We start from the raw sequence: 15,007 nt of genomic DNA, 5'->3' as shown, positions 1-15,007 counted from the left end.
TCAATGCACTCCAGGCTTCTTCAAGGCGTCGGCGATCTTCTCCAGGGTGTTGCGCATCGCCTTCTGCTCGTCCGACTGGGCCTCGACCCAGTCGCGCATGATCTGCTGTTCCGAGCGCATGTTCTTGACCAGGCCGGAAATGCCGTCGGCGAGATTGGCCATGGCGGTGGCGACGCGCGGATTGGAGCCGCCGCCATTCTCCTGCAGAGTGCGCAGCTTTTCCGACAACAGCCGGATTTCCTCGGAGGGTTCGGTCTTGGCCGTGTCGGCAACGACGATGTCGGAGGACAGGTCGGTGACCGAGGACAGCCAGTTTTCGAGTTCGGTATAGAAGCGCGTCTGGGCGCGGCCGGCCTGCAGGTCGAGGAAGCCGAGCACCAGCGAGCCGGAGAGGCCGAACAGCGAGGACGAGAAGGCGGTGCCCATGCCGGCCAACGGAGCGGAAAGCCCCTGCTTCAGGGATTCGAGCACGGCCGCGGCATCGCCGGTGCCGGGGTCGAGCGACTCGATGGTTTCGCGAATCGAGCCGATCGTGTTGAGCAGGCCCCAGAAAGTGCCGAGCAGGCCGAGGAACACCAGCAGTCCGACAAGATAGCGCGACGTGTCGCGGCTTTCGTCGAGCCGGGTGGCGATCGAATCCAGCATGGTGCGCATCGAACTGGTCGAGAAGGCAATCGTCGAGGAGCGGCCGATCATCGCCTTCATCGGCGCCAGCAGCACCGGTTCGGTGGTTTCGGAGCCGGCGCGGAACGAGTTGACCCAGCGCACCTCGCGGAACAGCCGGCCGACCTGGACGAAGGCCAGCAGGATGCCGACCGCCAGCACGCCGATGATCAGCCCGTTGAGGCCGGGATTGGTGACGAAGGCGGTCGAGATCTGGCGCGTCAGGATGGCGGCGATAAAGGCCACGATGAACAGAAAGATCACCATGGTCAGCAGAAACACCTGCGGGCTCGACAATTTGTGCGGATCGTAGATCAGAACGTCGGAGCGCCTGCCCATGCCGAAGGATCTGAGAAGAGTCATCCGTGCCCCGTTTCCGATGCCGTCGCCGCCGATCAATTTGTGTTTGCGACTCTAAACGGAATTGTGACGAAATTGAATGGCGCTTGGCAATATTGCCACTGTCCGCGACCGGAGGTCAAAGCCGGTTGATGACCAGGCAGTCGACCATGGCGGCCAGATGCAGGCCGGCGCCGATGACGACAAAGCCATGCCACAGCGCATTGTGGAAGCGCAGGCCCTTCCAGGCGAAGAAGATCACGCCACAGGAGTAGACGATGCCGCCGGCAACGATGAGCGCGATCGAAGTCGCCGGTAGCGTCCGCACGAGCGGCTCCACCAGAACGATACCGCTCCAGCCGATGGCTAGGTAGAAGACGATCGCCAGCCGGTCGAAACGGCCGGGAAGAAAGACCTTGATGGCGATGCCGACCGCCGCGGCGGTCCAGACCAGCACGATCATGGAAACGGCCAGCGGCGAGCCGCCGAGCTGGGCCAGGAAAGGCGTGTAGGTGGCAGCGATCAGCAGATAGATCGCGGCATGGTCGAAGCGCCGCAATATCCATTTTGCCGGCGACGACACCGGCCAGACATTGTAGGCCAGCGAAACCGACAGCACGGTGAGCAGCGAGACTACATAGAAGGCGGCGGCGACGTATTCGCCGGGGCCGGTTCGATAGGCGGCCAGTGCCAGCAGTGTCGAGCCGGCAGCGATCGCCAGCACGATGCCCACGGCGTGGACAATGCCGTCGGCGATGATCTCGGCGCGCGAGTAATGCCAGCGCCCCATAAAGGGAATGTCGAGCTGGGAGAGTTCGCTCTGGGGTTGGGGCCGGCTGTTCGTCATCGATGATCCTGCGCCACCTTATCTGGGCGGCCGCGGGACAGTATTTCAAGCTTTGGTTGCGGTTTTGCGACTGCGGCGGTTCAGCGCGGCGTGCCTCTATCAGCCGGCTGAGAGTGGCCTTTTGATAGTCTTCAACAGCGCGCGCTGGATGAGTTCGTTGCCGGCGACGAGTGAACCGGCGTTCAGCACATCCTGTCCCCCGGCGAAATCGGAGACGAAACCGCCCGCCTCGCGGATCAGCAAAATGCCGGCGGCGACATCCCAGGCCGACAGGCCGGTTTCCCAGAACCCGTCCATGCGGCCGGCGGCGACGTAGGCGAGATCGAGCGAGGCGGAGCCGAGACGGCGGACGCCAGAGACCTCGGCCATGACATTGCGCAACTCGATGAGGAAATTGCCGTGCTGGCCACGCCCGAGATGCGGCATGCCGCAGCCGATCACCGCATCGACCAGCTTGGTGCGGCCGGCGACGCGCAGCCGGCGGTCGTTCATGAAAGCGCCGCCGCCGCGCTCGGCGGTATAGAGCTCATCCATCGCCGGATTGTAGACGACGCCGGCGACGATCTGGCCCTGGCGCTCCAGCGCGATCGAAACGGCAAAGAGCGGAATGCCGTGCAGGAAATTGGTGGTGCCGTCGAGCGGGTCGACGATCCAGCGGTGCTGGCCGTCGTCGCCCTCGATCACGCCGCGTTCCTCCATCAGGAAGGCGTAGCCGGGCCGCGCCTTGGAGAGTTCGGCAAAGACGATGTCTTCGGCCTTGCGGTCGGCCTGGCTGACATAGTCGCCCGGCCCCTTCATCGAGACCTGCAGGTTCTGCACTTCGCCGAAGTCACGCGACAGCGAGCGGCCGGCCTTCATTGCGGCCTGGACCATGACATTGAGGATCGCGGAACGCGCCATTGCTGTTCTTCCTGTCGCTGCGCCTATTTGCCTTGACGCATGATCTTATCCAAAAAGTCTGCAACTCTTTGGGATCACGCCTTAGTCGGCGCGGCGCACGTAAGTGATTTCGTTGGTATCGACGATGATGCGCTCGCCCGAGCCGATGAACGGCGGCACCAGCACGCGGATGCCGTTTTCGAGTATCGCCGGCTTGTAGGACGAGGCTGCCGTCTGGCCCCTCACCACCGGGTCGGCCTCGGTGATGGTCAGCGTCACCTGGTCGGGCAGCGAAATGCCGATCGGCCTTTCGTCATAGAGCTGGACCGTCACCATCATGCCGTCCTGCAGGAAGGCGGCGCGATCGCCGACGAACTCCTTTTGCAATTCGAGCTGCTCGTAGCTTTCGGTGTCCATGAACACCAGCGCGTCGCCCTGCTCGTAGAGGAAGGAAAAATCCTTCAGATCGAGCCGGATCTGCTCGACCGTCTCGGCCGAACGGAAGCGCTCGTTGAGCTTGGTGCCGTTGATCAGGTTCTTGAGTTCGACCTGGTTGTAGGCGCCGCCCTTGCCGGGCTTGACGGTGTTGGTCCTGACCGCCACCCAAAGGCCGCCATCATGCTCGATGACGTTGCCGGGACGGATTTCGTTGCCATTGATCTTGGCCATGGTGAGGTGATCCGGAAATGAGATGATCGCCGCAAAGGGCAATTTGGCGCCTCCAAGACCACAAATCGCCAGCAGAGGCAAGGAGCGCCTTCCGATGAAGCGGGAACGAAGCTGGCCCGGCAGCGCGGCGTGGTGGCCTCAGTCCGCCCTGACAGTCGCGGTGACGGCCTCGGTCACCGCGTCGGCGACCTCTCTCAAAAGATGCAGGTGCGGCGAACGCAGCACGACAATTCGCAGCGACAGCTCGAGGCCGGGAGCGTCGACCAGGGCAATGCCCTCAGGCAGCTTTTCCCGCAGCAGCCGCCTGGGCAGCAGGCCAAGGCCTTGGCCTCGACGAACCCAGTCGATCTGCAGCGCGCCGTCCTGAATCTCGGCGCCGACCATCAACCTGTGGCCGCCCTCGGCCAGGGCAGCCGCCAGCCGCCGGCGCGCGTCGCAGGGTTCAGGGCTGAGGACCCAGGGCATGGTCTTGACGTCGGCTTGCCGACTGGTGTTTTCGGCAGCGATGATGCCGAGGGGCTCGGTTCCGACAACGCCGTCTCCAGTTTTGGAATTGCTGCCGTCCAGGATGACGGCGAGGTCGAGCTGTCCGCGCTTGTGCTGGTCGGCCAGCTCAAGACTCCAGCCGCTCTTCAGACGCAGCGAAACCTTCGGAAACCGCGCCACGGCATCAGCAATGGCGGCGGCCACGGCTTTGTCGCAAAGTCCATGCGCGAGGCCGAGCCGCAGCAGGCCCTCCGGCTCGTTGCCCTTGGCGAATGATCTCAGCGCGTCGACGGCGGCGAGAATTTCCTTGCCGCGTGCCAGCACCTCTACGCCGGCCGGGGTCAGTCGCGACGGCTTTAGCCGGCGGTCGAGCAATTCCGTGCCGAGCACCTCCTCCAGCCGCTGGATCTGGCGGGTGACGGCCGGCTGCGTCAACGGCAGGCGTCGAGCCACCTTCTGAATCGAACCCTCCTCGGCAAAGAGGGCCAGTGTTTTCAGTTCTTCAAGCACGACACACCCGAACATGTCACAGAAGCATAATTATGCTGAACATTATGAATTTGAAATCCGGTGGATGGCAAGCGATTTTCCTCTGGCAGGACCCAGCCGGAAAGGAACGACGATGAAGGCGATCGAATTGCAGAGCCCGGGCGGCCTCGAGAACCTCAGAATGATCGAGCGGCCGATGCCTGAGCCAGGGCGCCAGGAGATGATTGTGAAGGTCAAGGCGACGGCGCTGAACTACCGCGATGCCGAGATCGTCCGCGGCAGCTATCACACGAAGTTTGCCTTGCCGCTGGTGCCGCTGTCGGACGGCGTCGGCGAAGTCGTTGCCATCGGCGCCGAGGTCAGCCGGTTCAAGATCGGCGACCGGGTCTGCGCCACGTTCTGGCAGCGCTGGGTCGGCGGCAGTTTCGCCATGGCCGAGCCCTCCTATCAACGCGGCGGCCCGATCGACGGGCTGCTCAGCGAATTTGCCCGGCTCGACGAACAGGCGGCGGTGCTGGCGCCGGCCAATCTGAGCGACCTCGAAGCAGCGACGCTGCCATGCGCCGGCGTGACGGCATGGCACGCGCTGTTTACGGAGGGCAGCGTCAAACCCGGCAACACCGTGCTTTGCCTCGGCACCGGCGGCGTTTCGCTGTTTGCGGTGCAGTTCGCCGCCGCTGCCGGGGCGCGCGTCATCGTGACGTCGAGCAGCGACGAGAAGCTTGCGCGGGCGAGGCAACTTGGCGCGCAGGACGGCGTGAACTATCGCAGCGTCCCCGACTGGGCATCGGCCGTGCTGGGATTGACGGATGGCCGCGGCGCCGACCATATCATCGAGGTTGGCGGACCGCAGAGTTTTGCACAATCGCTGAGGGCAGCGGCGCGCGGCGCCCAGATCAACGTCATAGGCTATCTCGGCGGCAGTGACGGCGCCATCAACCCGCTCGACATCTTCCGCCGGCAGGTCCGGGCGCGAGGCATACCGGTGGGCTCACGCGAATCCTTCGAGGCGATGAACCGAGCCATTGTCGTCAACCGGTTGAGACCGGTGATCGACCGGGTCGTGCCATGGAGCCGGGCCGCCGAAGCCTTTCGGTACCTTGAACACGGCTCGCCCTTCGGCAAGGTCGTGCTCGATCATACCCAATGAGCCCGCCTGACGAGCCCGGTGCGATGAGTCTCGAGACCGCGGTCAGGGCAGGCGGTTGGCCCGTTGCAGCGCCTGCTGCGTCTGCTCGTCGGTCAGGCCCTGCAGGAAATCGTCCATCTCTTGGTCGATGAGCCCGGCGCGGCGGGCGACAACATACCAGGCGCCGGCGAGGATCAGATCCGGGTCGGTGCCGATGCCGTTCATGTAGAGCTTGGCGAGACGGTTCTGGGCGGCGACATTGCCGCCCTCGGCGGCCTGCTTCATCCAGTTGAAGCCGGATTTCAGGTCGCGGGCGCCGCCGCGCCCCTCGATCATCCAGGTTGCGAGATCGATCTGTGCCGTGTCGTAGTTCTGCCGCGCGGCCTGTGCCAGCAGGCTGCGGGCGCGGACATCGTCGCGCGGCTTGCCGCCGGCGCCATTGGCGTAGACCTGTGCCATCGCATATTGTGCGTCGGCAAGCCCGGTCGCGGCAGCGCGCTCGTAATAGGATACGGCTTTGGCAATACCGGCATCGCCGGGCTCCTGTTCGACCATCAGCTGCGCAAAATTGAACTGCGCCAGGCGGTTGCCGGCCTCGGCGGCGGCCTGCATCAGCGCATAGGCCTCCTTCTCGTCCTTTTTGACGTAGCGGCCGTCGAGCAGCATCAGCGCATACTGGAATTGCGATTCCGGGACGCCCTGCTCGGCGGCAAGCGCATACCACTTCGCCGCCCCTGCCGCGTCGACCGGCACGCCGAGGCCGCGCGACAATATCTCGGCCACCAGCGTCTGTGCCGCCGGATCGCCGTTTTGAGCGCGCGAAAGCGCAAGGTTGTAGGCCGTCTTGTAGAGTCCGCGCTGAAAGGCGCCATAGGCAGCGTCGGACGGCTTTGCGCCGAAGCGGTCGGGGTTGATGGTATCGGCCGACGGCAACGGGGCGGTGGTGGCGGGCTGCGGCAATTGTGCGGCGATCGGCTTGTCGGCAGGTTCGCTGGAATCCGGCCTGGGCTGCGGCAGAGGAACGGGTTCCGCCGCTATCGCCTGCGTCACGGCCGTTGCGAGAAAGGCGCTGAAAAGGATTCTCCGCGAGAGCACGTCAGTCCTCGAAACGCGGCGCGGTTTCGTCGAGCAGCGCGTTGGCGGCGGCAACCGCCATCTTCGGATCGACGTCGTCGGCGAAAACGGCGCTGGACAGTGCCACGAATTCAGCGCCGGTGGCGGCGACCGCTTCCACCGAGGCAAGATCCGATCCGGCCATGACGATGCAGGGGATCTGGATGACGTCCGCCCACCATTGCCCGAGCGACAGGTTGCGGGGGTGCGGCTCAGGCTTGTTGTCGTAACCGAAACGGCCGAAGAAAATGTAATCAGGCCTGACCTCGCCGAGTTCCAGCGCATCGTCGCGGGTCTTGGCGCCGCCGGTGCCGACCATCATCCTGGCCTGGAAGTGTTCGATCGTTTCGGCGAGCTCGTCCTTGCCGACCTCGACATGAATGCCGTCGGCCTGGACGCGGCCGGCGATGCGGGTGTCGCCGGCAATAATGACCGCAATGCCGGCCGCTTGCGCCACCGGCACGATCTGTTCGGCAAAGGCTTGGAAAGAGGCCTCGTCCATACCGTTTTCCGGCAGGATAAGCGAGGCGACGTCACCGCCGTCGAAGGCCGCGGCGATGCGCTCGGCCGGCACGTTCGGCGGCGCGATCAGCACGATGCGGCAGCGGTTGGGCGGCGTTGCGTCATTCATTGGTGTTCGGTCCCGGTTATCGCCTATGCCGGGCGAAGATGGTTGCATTGCGGCATAGAGCAAAGTGCGGGAGTTGAACAGGCGGCAGGGGGATCACGTTTGCCGTCAACGATTTTATGGGGCTCGGCGCATGGCTGCCGTTGGCCGAAATTCTCCCCGCCGGTCGCTTGCGGCCCCTACGCAGGCACCTTCGATTTCCACAGCGACCAGCCGAGATTCATGCCGGCGGCGGCGACCAGGATGGCGGCGGCGCCGACGATCTGCGCCGGCTGCAGCCGATGGCCGAAGGCGACGACATCGACGAGGATGGCGACGACTGGATAGATGAAGGACAGCGATCCCTGCAGATGCGTCGGCAGCTTCTGGATGGCACCGTACATGAGGATGTACATCAGGCCGGTATGGACGATGCCGAGTGTCGCCAGCATGACCCAGCTCCGCGCATCGGCGGGAAGGTGGGTGAGATTGGCGAAGGGTGCCAGCATGAGAACGCCGACGCAGACCTGGATCAGGGCGATCAGGTGCGGCGGCGTGCCTTTGAGCTTCTTGGTGACGATAGCCGCAACGGCCCAGAAGAAAGCCGCGGCCAGCGCCATCGCAATGCCGGTAAAGTAATCCGTACCATGATCGCCTGCATCGGGCGCGGCCTGCACGATCAGCAGCATGCCGGCGAAGGCGATGCCGAGCCAGGTCAGCTTGGTCACCGTCAGCCGTTCGGAGAAGAAGAGCGCGCCAAAACCCACCAGCATGAAGGGCTGCGTGTTGTAAACGGCCGTGGCGATCGAGATCGACGCGCGGGAAAACGCGCTGAACAGCAACAGCCAGTTGATAACGATGGCAGCACCGCCAAGAGCCGCGATCGCGACGATGCGAAGCGACAGCCTGCCACGCAGCAGTCCCAGCGCCGCGCAGATGATCAGCAGCGTTACCGCCCCGAAAGCACAGCGCCAGAACACTACGTCCATGATGGGCTGGCCGGAAAGGACGACGAACCAGCCGATCGTGCCGAGGATCGCCATCGCCGCCGTCATTTCGATCGTGCCGCGTACCGTGTTGTCCATGGATGCTCCTGAAACCCGTTGAGATTTTATAATCCCACAGCGGATCGGGTCTTTCCATGGCTTCTAGCTGGTGATATGCAGGACGAACCTCATTAAATTAGGTAAACATCGGCTTTTTCTTGGAATTGTAAAATGCTGGACGAGCTCGACAGAAAGCTCCTCGATATCCTGGTCAAGGATTCACGGACCTCGCTGAAGGAACTGGCGCTGCAGGTCGGGTTGTCGTCGCCAAGCGTTTCGGAGCGGCTTCGGCGGCTTGAGGATCGCGGCGTCATCCGCGCGTTCACCATTGACATCGATCCGCAGGCGCTCGGCTACGCCTTGCAGGCGATCGTTCGCATCCGGCCATTGCCGGGCAAGCTGCACATCATCCAGAAGCTGATCGAGGAAATCCCGGAATTCGGCGAATGCGACAAGGTGACGGGCGATGACTGCTTCGTTGCCCGGCTGTTCGTCCGCTCGATCGGCGAGCTCGACGGGATTCTCGACCGCATCGCCGACAAGGCCGAAACCAGCACCGCCATCATCAAGGCGCAGCCGATCCGGAGACGCCCACCGCCGCTCGACATGCCAAACATGTGACGGGTTTCGGTGGCGTGGCCCACATATTTGCGGTCGCGGTCTGGCCATTTCTGGTCTATTCCAGAGTTCAACTTTCCCTCCAGCGTCCCTTCCCCATGTCAGGCCTGCTCGTCGATCCCTGGTTCTATGCCGCGGCTATTCCGGCCGTCATCCTCGTCGGCCTGTCGAAAGGCGGCTTCGGCGGCGCCGTCGGCTTTGTCGGCGTGCCGTTGATGGCGCTGACCATGCCGCCGGTTCAGGCTGCCGCAATTCTTCTACCAATTCTGTGCCTGATGGACATTGTCTCGGTATGGACGTGGTGGGGCATCTTCGACCGCAAGATGCTGGCCGACATGATGCCGGGCGCCGTGATCGGCATCGCCCTTGGCTGGCTGACGGCGGCACTTGTAACCGAAGAGATGGTGCGGCTGATCGTCGGCGCGGTTGCCCTGATCTTCGTGCTGCGCTGGCTCTATTTGCAACTCCGCCACGGTGCCGGCCACGCGGCGGAGCCCAACCGCGTCGCCGCCGGCTTCTGGGGTACTGTTGCCGGGTTCACCAGCTTCGTCGCCCATGTCGGCGGCCCGCCTTTTCAGGTCTATGCGCTGCCCATCAGGCTCGATCCAAAGGTGCTGTCGGGCACCGCGGCGATCTTCTTCGCCGTCACCAACGCGCTGAAGCTCATCCCTTATTTCGCGCTCGGCCAGTTCGATACCACCAATTTGACGGCGTCGGCGGTGCTGATGCCACTGGCGCCGCTGTCGACAATCGCCGGTGCCTGGCTGGTGCGGCGGATGCGGCCGGAGCTGTTCTATCCCTTCACCTATGCGACCGTGGCGGTCGTCGCGGTCAAGCTTCTGTGGGACGGCATCGCCGGCCTCCTGTAAGACGGCGGCCCCATTCGGCCGCCGCCGGATTCCTTACACCTCAGGCGGCACTCGGCAGCAGCTGCCGCGTCCTGCCAAGCGCCAGGGCAATGCCGGTTGCGAGTACGAGCGCCATGCAGCCCAGAATGGTGATGTCGTGCAGCGTCGGCTTCAGCACCATGTCCGCGATGATCACCAGCATCACCGAATAGTCGAAACGCGCGGCGCTGAGGACGCGCTGGCCCTGGGCAAGCACTGCCGGCGTCACGCCATCCTTGGCGATCATGCCTGCCATGCGGTCGGCAGTCGGCTTGAAGATGAACATGCCGATGCAGAAGGTCGTCGCATAACCGGCAAGGCCGATCAGCACCCACAGATCGGAAAAGCCGACCCAGAAGCCGCACATGATGAGGCCGAAAAGCAATGTCAGCATCGACATCGGCGCGAAGAACCGGTTGCCGAGCTCGCCGGTAGCGCACATCGCCTGCAGCATGCCTTCGACGTTTCCAGCGCGGTCGGCGCGTACCGCGAGCAGCATCAGCGTGAAGCCGCCGCCGACCCAGAGGATCGCCGAGACGATATGCAGAAATTTAACGGCCGAGTACCAGTCCATTATTCGCTCCTTGAGAGATTTGATGATTTGCCGGAGCGCAAGGTTTGCTCCGCCTCGTTGCGAGGAACGGGCGTTTAGCGCGGCGCCTGTTTCGGAACGATGTCGCGCGGCGAGTGGATCTGTTTCGGTATGTCGGTCACGATCTGGAGGAAACATGGCGCAAGCGCGTCGCCCCGACTTTCCAGCCGGTGGTGTGAACGGGTGCCGTGGCCAGTCAGCTGTGCTGTTACGGCACAGATGCTGGGCGCTTGATCAAAAAATATGCCCCGCGTTAAGGCTTCGTTAAGCTTTACAGGCGTTTACTATGTCCATCCAGTGATCTGGATTCTTACCGAGTGGTTGGAGCCACTTTGTTTGACGCCTCCCTGTTAAACTCCTGAGAGCCGCCTTATCCGCGGCTCTTTTTTTGTCCGCCGGCATGGGCGTCCTTCCGACTAAATGCGGCCGTTAACCGTTTGTTAAACATGTGCTTGCCTTCGCTGGCAGCGAAGCGCATTTTCAAGCTTCAGTCGTTTAGGCTGCCGGATATGGCGGCCAAGAGCCGAATCGGCCGGCTGTCAGGCAAGTGCAGGGGCGTAGCGATGAACGAGCCTTCGAAGGCGAGCGCGAAAACCATCAAGCTGGCGGAGCGCCGGGTTTTCTCCCAATCCTTCAAGCCGCTCTATCAGGAAGGCATGGGCCTGGTCGAGCAGGCGGCCGAATATCTCGACGGCAAGGGCCGCGCCGAGGCCAAGAAGCTGTCGAGGCTGGCGGCGACGCTTTATGCGGCCGAATCGATGCGGCTGACCACCAGGCTGATGCAGGTCGCCTCGTGGCTGCTTTTGCAGCGGGCGGCGAATTCCGGCGAGATGACCCGCGATCAGGTGGCCTCAGAAAAATCCAAGGTGCGTCTCGACACTGCCTCGGCGCATGACGAGGCGCCCGGCTGGGCCGAGCTGCCGAAGGATTTCATCGACCTCGTCAACCGTTCGCTGCGGCTGCAGGCGTTGGTGCGCCGGATGGACGAGGAGATCTATGGCGGCCTTGCCGAGGTGCCGCCGTCGAGCCGTCGCCTCAATCCGGTCTCCGACCAGATCACGCTGCTCAACACGGCTTTCGCCCGCGGCTGAGAGACCGTTTCATAATTCTACTCCGGCGGCCATCTAGACTAACCGCGAAGGGACGGGCTCGCGATCATCAGGCGGGGAGAATCACGCAGCAGCAGGCGCGATCCGACCTCCACGATAGACCTGATCGCTGGGAGCAGCTCCTGCCCCAATGACGTCAGCTCATACTCCACGGTCGGCGGCGATGTCGGCATCACGTGGCGTGCGAGGACGCCACGCTCCTCGAGATCGCGCAACCTGCCGGTCAGCACCTTCGCCGAAATGGCTGGGATATCGCGGCGCAATTCGGAGAACCGGCGCGGGCCGTCGCTCAAGGACCAGAGCACCTCGGGTGTCCAGCACCCGCCAAGCAGCGCCATGCACCTCGACATGGGGCAGCCGGGAAGCGCCTTCACCTTCGTTCGCATCCTGAGGACCATCGCGCATCTTCCATGAGAGTTTCCAGTTGGGTACCGGAAAATGATGGTAACTACAAGATACGTGGTTTCCGAGGGTAACGAGAGCCGCTATCTGAGGCTCTCAATCCATCCAACCACGAAATGGACAGAACGATGTACGCAATAACTGGAGCAACAGGACAGCTTGGCCGTCTCGTGATCGACGCACTGCTGAAGACAGTTCCGGCCAGCCGGATCGTTGCGGCGGTTCGTGATCCGGCAAAGGCCAGCGATCTTGTCCAACGCGGCGTAGTCGTGCGGGAGGCGGACTATAATCGTCCCGACACGCTCCCGATGGCGCTGGCCGGCGTCGATAGACTGCTGCTGATTTCCTCGACCGAAGTCAGCGGCCGCTTGCCGCAGCATCGGTCAGTGATCAGGGCCGCCCAACGGGTGGGGGGTTTCGCTGATCGCTTACACAAGCATGCTGCATGCGGACACGTCTCCCGCGAGGCTCGCGGTCGAACATCGGCAGACGGAGGAGGTCATCGCGGCCTCCGGCCTACCCGCCGTCATCCTGCGCAACGGCTGGTACACCGAGAACCATCTGATGGCGCTCCCGGCGGCTCTGGAGCACGGCGCCTTCATCGGCGCCGCAAATGAGGGGCGCTTCTCGTCCGCGGCGCGGCAGGATTATGCCGAGGCCGCGGCCGTGGTGCTGACGAGCGAAGATCAAGCAGGGAGGATTTACGAGCTCGCCGCGGACCAAGCGTTCACGCTCGCCGAGCTTGCGGCGAAGGTCTCGCGGCAATCGGGCAAGGCGATCGCCTACAACGACCTTGCCGGGGCGGCCTATGAGGGTCTGTTGACGGGCGCCGGGCTGCCCGCCGATCTCGCCGCTATCCTGGCCGATGCCGACATTGCAGCCTCACGCGGAGCGTTGTTCGATGACGGCGGCGCCATGAGCCGGCTGATCGGTCGACCGACAACGCCACTGGAGAGCGTCGTTGCGGCAGCATTGCGCGGTTGAAACCGAGATGGCTGTCACATCCGCCAAAGGATCAGAGGACCGTCTGTCGCTCGCGCCAACAGTTATTCAAACGACAAGACTAGCGCAGCTTTCCGCGCTTCCGGTGCTCGCGTACTTATGTACGCTCCGCTCCGGTTCTCGAAAACCAAGCCATCTGTCTCGCCAGAGCGACTCTCAAACATTCTCTAAACAGACTCGGCTTGCTGTTTCTGGTTTGTTCACATTTCGCTGGCATCGCTGTCCCCCCGAAGGTAGACTTGACGGATGGGGGAAGCGATTCGCATCATCGGCATCGATCCGGGGCTGAGGCGCACCGGCTGGGGCATCGTCGAGAGCCTCGGCAATTCGCTGCGCTTCGTCGCTTCCGGCACGGTGCGGTCCGACGACAAGGCCGCGCTGGCGCTGCGTCTTTGCCAATTGCATGACGGGCTCGCCGAGGTCCTGCATGCCGCGATGCCGCACGAGGCGGCGGTCGAGCAAACTTTCGTCAACAAGGACGCGGCGGCGACGTTGAAACTTGGCCAGGCACGCGGCATCGCCATGCTGGTGCCGGCGCGTGCCGGCCTTGTCGTTGCCGAATATGCGCCAAACGCCGTCAAAAAGGCGGTGATCGGCGTCGGCCATGGCGACAAAAAGCAGATCCACATGATGGTCAAGGTGCTGATGCCGAAGGCGACGTTCGACAGCGATGACGCCGCCGACGCGCTGGCTATCGCCATCTGTCACGCGCATCACCGGCAGAGCATCGCCTACAGGATGGTGGCGCTGGCCGGATAAGGTTGTTCTTGACTTGTTCTCCAGTGGGCAATAAGTAATACCAACGAGGTATTACCATGCGCGTTACCACCAAGGGCCAAGTGACCATCCCGAAGGAAATACGGGATCATCTGGGTATCGGCCCGGGCTCGGAGGTGGAGTTCGTCCCCACCGAGGACGGGGCTCGTGTCATAGCCGTCGACGAAAACATGTCGGAGGAGGAAGCCTCGCGCAGATTCAGCCAGATGCTCGGCCGTATGGCCGGTACGCTGGATCTGGGGGGCATGACGACGGACGAATATATGGAATGGCTGAGGGGCCCGCGTGAAGATCTCGACATTGATTGACACAAATGTCCTGATCGACGTTTGGGGTCCTGCCGGACGGGAGACGAAATGGTCGGCATCCGCGATTGCCGCATGCCGGCGCGACGGCGCACTCGTAATCAATGCAATCGTCTGGTCCGAGCTCGCGCCGTTGATTGCGACCGAACAGGCCCTTCGCCAAGCAGTCGACATGCTCAAGATGGATCGCGAATTCCTGCCGTGGGAGGCAGCCTTCCTCGCTGGTGTCACGCATTCCCGCTATCGCCGCGCCGGCGGCATTGGCGAACGAACGCTGCCGGATTTCTTTATCGGCGCCCATGCGGTTGTCGCCGGGCATCGGCTGCTGACGCGCGATGCCGCGCGCTATCGCAGCTACTTCCCGGACCTCGATATCATCTCTCCGGAAACCCACCCGGCATGATCGGCACGCTCAAATGATCGGCAAGCTAAAAGGCACGCTGGACGAGATCGACGAGGATTTCTGCATCGTCGACGTACATGGCGTCGGCTACGTTGCCTATTGCTCGGCGCGCACGCTGGCGGCATTGCCGCCGCCCGGCGAGGCGGTGGTGCTGTTCATCGAGACCTATGTGCGCGAGGACATGCTGCGGCTCTATGGGTTCCAGTCGGTGCTGGAGCGCGAATGGTTCCGGCTGTTGATGAACAATGTGCAAGGCGTCGGCGCCAAGGTGGCGCTGGCCATCCTGTCGACGCTGGCGCCGGCCGACCTCGCCAATGCGATTGCGCTGCGCGATATCGCCATGGTCAGCCGTGCTCCCGGCGTCGGCAAGAAGGTCGCCGAGCGCATCGTCACCGAATTGAGGAACAAGGCGCCGGCCTATGCGGGCACTGCCTCCGGCACCATCGGCCTGAAGCAGGAGCTCGGCGAGGGCGTCGCCTCGGCGCCGATCACCGACGCCGTCTCGGCGCTGGTCAATCTCGGCTATTCGCGCGACACCGCGGCCAATGCGGTGGCGGCAGCGCTGAAGACGGCAGGCGAGGAGGCGGACGCCTCGAAGCTGATCCGCTTCGGGCTGAAGGAGCTGGCACGGTGAGACGTTGCTTG

Annotated in this window: 18 protein-coding genes and 1 pseudogene; 9 read left to right on the top strand and 10 right to left on the bottom strand. The window is 63.5% G+C overall.

Annotated features, from left to right (window positions below; genetic code table 11):
- The 5 genes from NKH67_RS01795 to NKH67_RS01775 all read right to left on the bottom strand — a co-directional run bounded on the left by NKH67_RS01795 (position 1) and on the right by NKH67_RS01775 (position 4,393).
- On the bottom strand, positions 1-1,026 hold the full coding sequence (locus tag NKH67_RS01795; protein WP_352471212.1) for a MotA/TolQ/ExbB proton channel family protein: 1,026 nt from the start codon (positions 1,024-1,026) through the stop codon (positions 1-3).
- Between the two features lie 115 nt (positions 1,027-1,141).
- On the bottom strand, positions 1,142-1,849 hold the full coding sequence (gene trhA, locus NKH67_RS01790; protein WP_352471211.1) for a PAQR family membrane homeostasis protein TrhA: 708 nt from the start codon (positions 1,847-1,849) through the stop codon (positions 1,142-1,144).
- 99 nt (positions 1,850-1,948) lie between these two features.
- Positions 1,949-2,749, bottom strand: coding sequence for an inositol monophosphatase family protein (locus NKH67_RS01785; protein ID WP_023678017.1), 801 nt, complete (start codon positions 2,747-2,749; stop codon positions 1,949-1,951).
- A gap of 81 nt (positions 2,750-2,830) precedes the next feature.
- Positions 2,831-3,397 (bottom strand): elongation factor P, encoded by a 567-nt coding sequence (gene efp, locus NKH67_RS01780; RefSeq protein WP_023678016.1) that lies wholly within the window; start codon positions 3,395-3,397, stop codon positions 2,831-2,833.
- A gap of 138 nt (positions 3,398-3,535) precedes the next feature.
- Complete coding sequence (locus NKH67_RS01775) at positions 3,536-4,393, bottom strand: LysR family transcriptional regulator (protein ID WP_353030210.1); 858 nt, start codon at positions 4,391-4,393, stop codon at positions 3,536-3,538.
- 112 nt (positions 4,394-4,505) lie between these two features.
- On the opposite strand from NKH67_RS01775, the gene NKH67_RS01770 reads away from it, so the two are divergent.
- The gene (locus NKH67_RS01770; protein WP_353030208.1) at positions 4,506-5,522 is read left to right on the top strand and encodes a zinc-dependent alcohol dehydrogenase family protein; all 1,017 of its coding nucleotides are present in this window, start codon (positions 4,506-4,508) and stop codon (positions 5,520-5,522) included.
- Between the two features lie 42 nt (positions 5,523-5,564).
- On the opposite strand, the gene NKH67_RS01765 is transcribed toward NKH67_RS01770, so the two are convergent.
- The 3 genes from NKH67_RS01765 to NKH67_RS01755 all read right to left on the bottom strand — a co-directional run bounded on the left by NKH67_RS01765 (position 5,565) and on the right by NKH67_RS01755 (position 8,306).
- Positions 5,565-6,596, bottom strand: a complete 1,032-nt coding sequence (locus NKH67_RS01765) for a tetratricopeptide repeat protein (protein WP_353030206.1) — start codon at positions 6,594-6,596, stop codon at positions 5,565-5,567.
- 1 nt (position 6,597) lies between these two features.
- Entirely contained in the window at positions 6,598-7,245 is a 648-nt protein-coding gene (locus NKH67_RS01760; RefSeq protein WP_352918506.1) for a thiamine phosphate synthase, read from the bottom strand.
- A gap of 176 nt (positions 7,246-7,421) precedes the next feature.
- On the bottom strand, positions 7,422-8,306 hold the full coding sequence (locus tag NKH67_RS01755; RefSeq protein WP_352742977.1) for a DMT family transporter: 885 nt from the start codon (positions 8,304-8,306) through the stop codon (positions 7,422-7,424).
- Positions 8,307-8,438: 132 nt separating this feature from the next.
- Here NKH67_RS01755 and NKH67_RS01750 point away from each other — a divergent pair, with 132 nt between their 5' ends.
- Positions 8,439-8,888 carry an Lrp/AsnC family transcriptional regulator gene (locus NKH67_RS01750; RefSeq protein WP_353030204.1) on the top strand — a complete coding sequence of 150 codons (450 nt, stop codon included), beginning with the start codon at positions 8,439-8,441 and terminating at the stop codon, positions 8,886-8,888.
- A gap of 95 nt (positions 8,889-8,983) precedes the next feature.
- Positions 8,984-9,754: a sulfite exporter TauE/SafE family protein gene (locus tag NKH67_RS01745; RefSeq protein WP_352450835.1), complete on the top strand. Its 771-nt coding sequence runs from the start codon at positions 8,984-8,986 to the stop codon at positions 9,752-9,754.
- A 40-nt stretch (positions 9,755-9,794) separates the two neighbouring features.
- Here NKH67_RS01745 and NKH67_RS01740 read toward each other — a convergent pair whose 3' ends face one another.
- Positions 9,795-10,346, bottom strand: coding sequence for a DUF2269 family protein (locus NKH67_RS01740; protein WP_353030202.1), 552 nt, complete (start codon positions 10,344-10,346; stop codon positions 9,795-9,797).
- A 581-nt stretch (positions 10,347-10,927) separates the two neighbouring features.
- Between NKH67_RS01740 and rcdA the strand changes: the two genes are divergently transcribed.
- Entirely contained in the window at positions 10,928-11,455 is a 528-nt protein-coding gene (rcdA, locus tag NKH67_RS01735) for a protease adaptor protein RcdA (protein ID WP_352450833.1), read from the top strand.
- A 38-nt stretch (positions 11,456-11,493) separates the two neighbouring features.
- On the opposite strand, the gene NKH67_RS01730 is transcribed toward rcdA, so the two are convergent.
- Positions 11,494-11,811, bottom strand: a complete 318-nt coding sequence (locus NKH67_RS01730) for a winged helix-turn-helix transcriptional regulator (protein ID WP_245274745.1) — start codon at positions 11,809-11,811, stop codon at positions 11,494-11,496.
- Between the two features lie 180 nt (positions 11,812-11,991).
- Between NKH67_RS01730 and NKH67_RS01725 the strand changes: the two are divergent.
- The 5 genes and pseudogenes from NKH67_RS01725 to ruvA all read left to right on the top strand — a co-directional run bounded on the left by NKH67_RS01725 (position 11,992) and on the right by ruvA (position 14,996).
- Positions 11,992-12,859: pseudogene (locus NKH67_RS01725) on the top strand (SDR family oxidoreductase).
- Positions 12,860-13,123: 264 nt separating this feature from the next.
- Positions 13,124-13,636 carry a crossover junction endodeoxyribonuclease RuvC gene (gene ruvC / locus NKH67_RS01720; protein ID WP_352454901.1) on the top strand — a complete coding sequence of 171 codons (513 nt, stop codon included), beginning with the start codon at positions 13,124-13,126 and terminating at the stop codon, positions 13,634-13,636.
- 56 nt (positions 13,637-13,692) lie between these two features.
- The gene (locus tag NKH67_RS01715; protein ID WP_352767617.1) at positions 13,693-13,962 is read left to right on the top strand and encodes an AbrB/MazE/SpoVT family DNA-binding domain-containing protein; all 270 of its coding nucleotides are present in this window, start codon (positions 13,693-13,695) and stop codon (positions 13,960-13,962) included.
- Positions 13,940-14,362 (top strand): type II toxin-antitoxin system VapC family toxin, encoded by a 423-nt coding sequence (locus NKH67_RS01710; protein ID WP_353030199.1) that lies wholly within the window; start codon positions 13,940-13,942, stop codon positions 14,360-14,362. The genes NKH67_RS01715 and NKH67_RS01710 overlap by 23 nt, the downstream gene beginning before the upstream one ends.
- A 13-nt stretch (positions 14,363-14,375) precedes the next feature.
- Positions 14,376-14,996 carry a Holliday junction branch migration protein RuvA gene (gene ruvA, locus NKH67_RS01705; RefSeq protein ID WP_352540304.1) on the top strand — a complete coding sequence of 207 codons (621 nt, stop codon included), beginning with the start codon at positions 14,376-14,378 and terminating at the stop codon, positions 14,994-14,996.
- Positions 14,997-15,007: the final 11 nt, after the last annotated feature.

The sequence above is a fragment of the Mesorhizobium sp. M0968 genome, from assembly GCF_040319065.1.
GTDB lineage: Bacteria > Pseudomonadota > Alphaproteobacteria > Rhizobiales > Rhizobiaceae > Mesorhizobium.
Note: the sequence above shows the minus strand (reverse complement) of the source record. Positions and strands in the feature narration are given on the sequence as shown.

Bases quoted from the DNA above. Each gene is read 5' to 3' on its own strand.
- NKH67_RS01785 (WP_023678017.1), bottom strand. From the start codon at position 2,749: ATGGCGCGTTCCGCGATCCTCAATGTCATGGTCCAGGCCGCAATGAAG.
- NKH67_RS01750 (WP_353030204.1), top strand. From the start codon at position 8,439: ATGCTGGACGAGCTCGACAGAAAGCTCCTCGATATCCTGGTCAAGGAT.
- NKH67_RS01730 (WP_245274745.1), bottom strand. From the start codon at position 11,811: ATGGCGCTGCTTGGCGGGTGCTGGACACCCGAGGTGCTCTGGTCCTTG.
- trhA (WP_352471211.1), bottom strand. From the start codon at position 1,849: ATGACGAACAGCCGGCCCCAACCCCAGAGCGAACTCTCCCAGCTCGAC.
- NKH67_RS01795 (WP_352471212.1), bottom strand. From the start codon at position 1,026: ATGACTCTTCTCAGATCCTTCGGCATGGGCAGGCGCTCCGACGTTCTG.
- NKH67_RS01715 (WP_352767617.1), top strand. From the start codon at position 13,693: ATGCGCGTTACCACCAAGGGCCAAGTGACCATCCCGAAGGAAATACGG.
- ruvC (WP_352454901.1), top strand. From the start codon at position 13,124: ATGGGGGAAGCGATTCGCATCATCGGCATCGATCCGGGGCTGAGGCGC.
- efp (WP_023678016.1), bottom strand. From the start codon at position 3,397: ATGGCCAAGATCAATGGCAACGAAATCCGTCCCGGCAACGTCATCGAG.
- NKH67_RS01755 (WP_352742977.1), bottom strand. From the start codon at position 8,306: ATGGACAACACGGTACGCGGCACGATCGAAATGACGGCGGCGATGGCG.
- NKH67_RS01745 (WP_352450835.1), top strand. From the start codon at position 8,984: ATGTCAGGCCTGCTCGTCGATCCCTGGTTCTATGCCGCGGCTATTCCG.
- rcdA (WP_352450833.1), top strand. From the start codon at position 10,928: ATGAACGAGCCTTCGAAGGCGAGCGCGAAAACCATCAAGCTGGCGGAG.
- NKH67_RS01770 (WP_353030208.1), top strand. From the start codon at position 4,506: ATGAAGGCGATCGAATTGCAGAGCCCGGGCGGCCTCGAGAACCTCAGA.
- NKH67_RS01740 (WP_353030202.1), bottom strand. From the start codon at position 10,346: ATGGACTGGTACTCGGCCGTTAAATTTCTGCATATCGTCTCGGCGATC.
- NKH67_RS01760 (WP_352918506.1), bottom strand. From the start codon at position 7,245: ATGAATGACGCAACGCCGCCCAACCGCTGCCGCATCGTGCTGATCGCG.
- ruvA (WP_352540304.1), top strand. From the start codon at position 14,376: ATGATCGGCAAGCTAAAAGGCACGCTGGACGAGATCGACGAGGATTTC.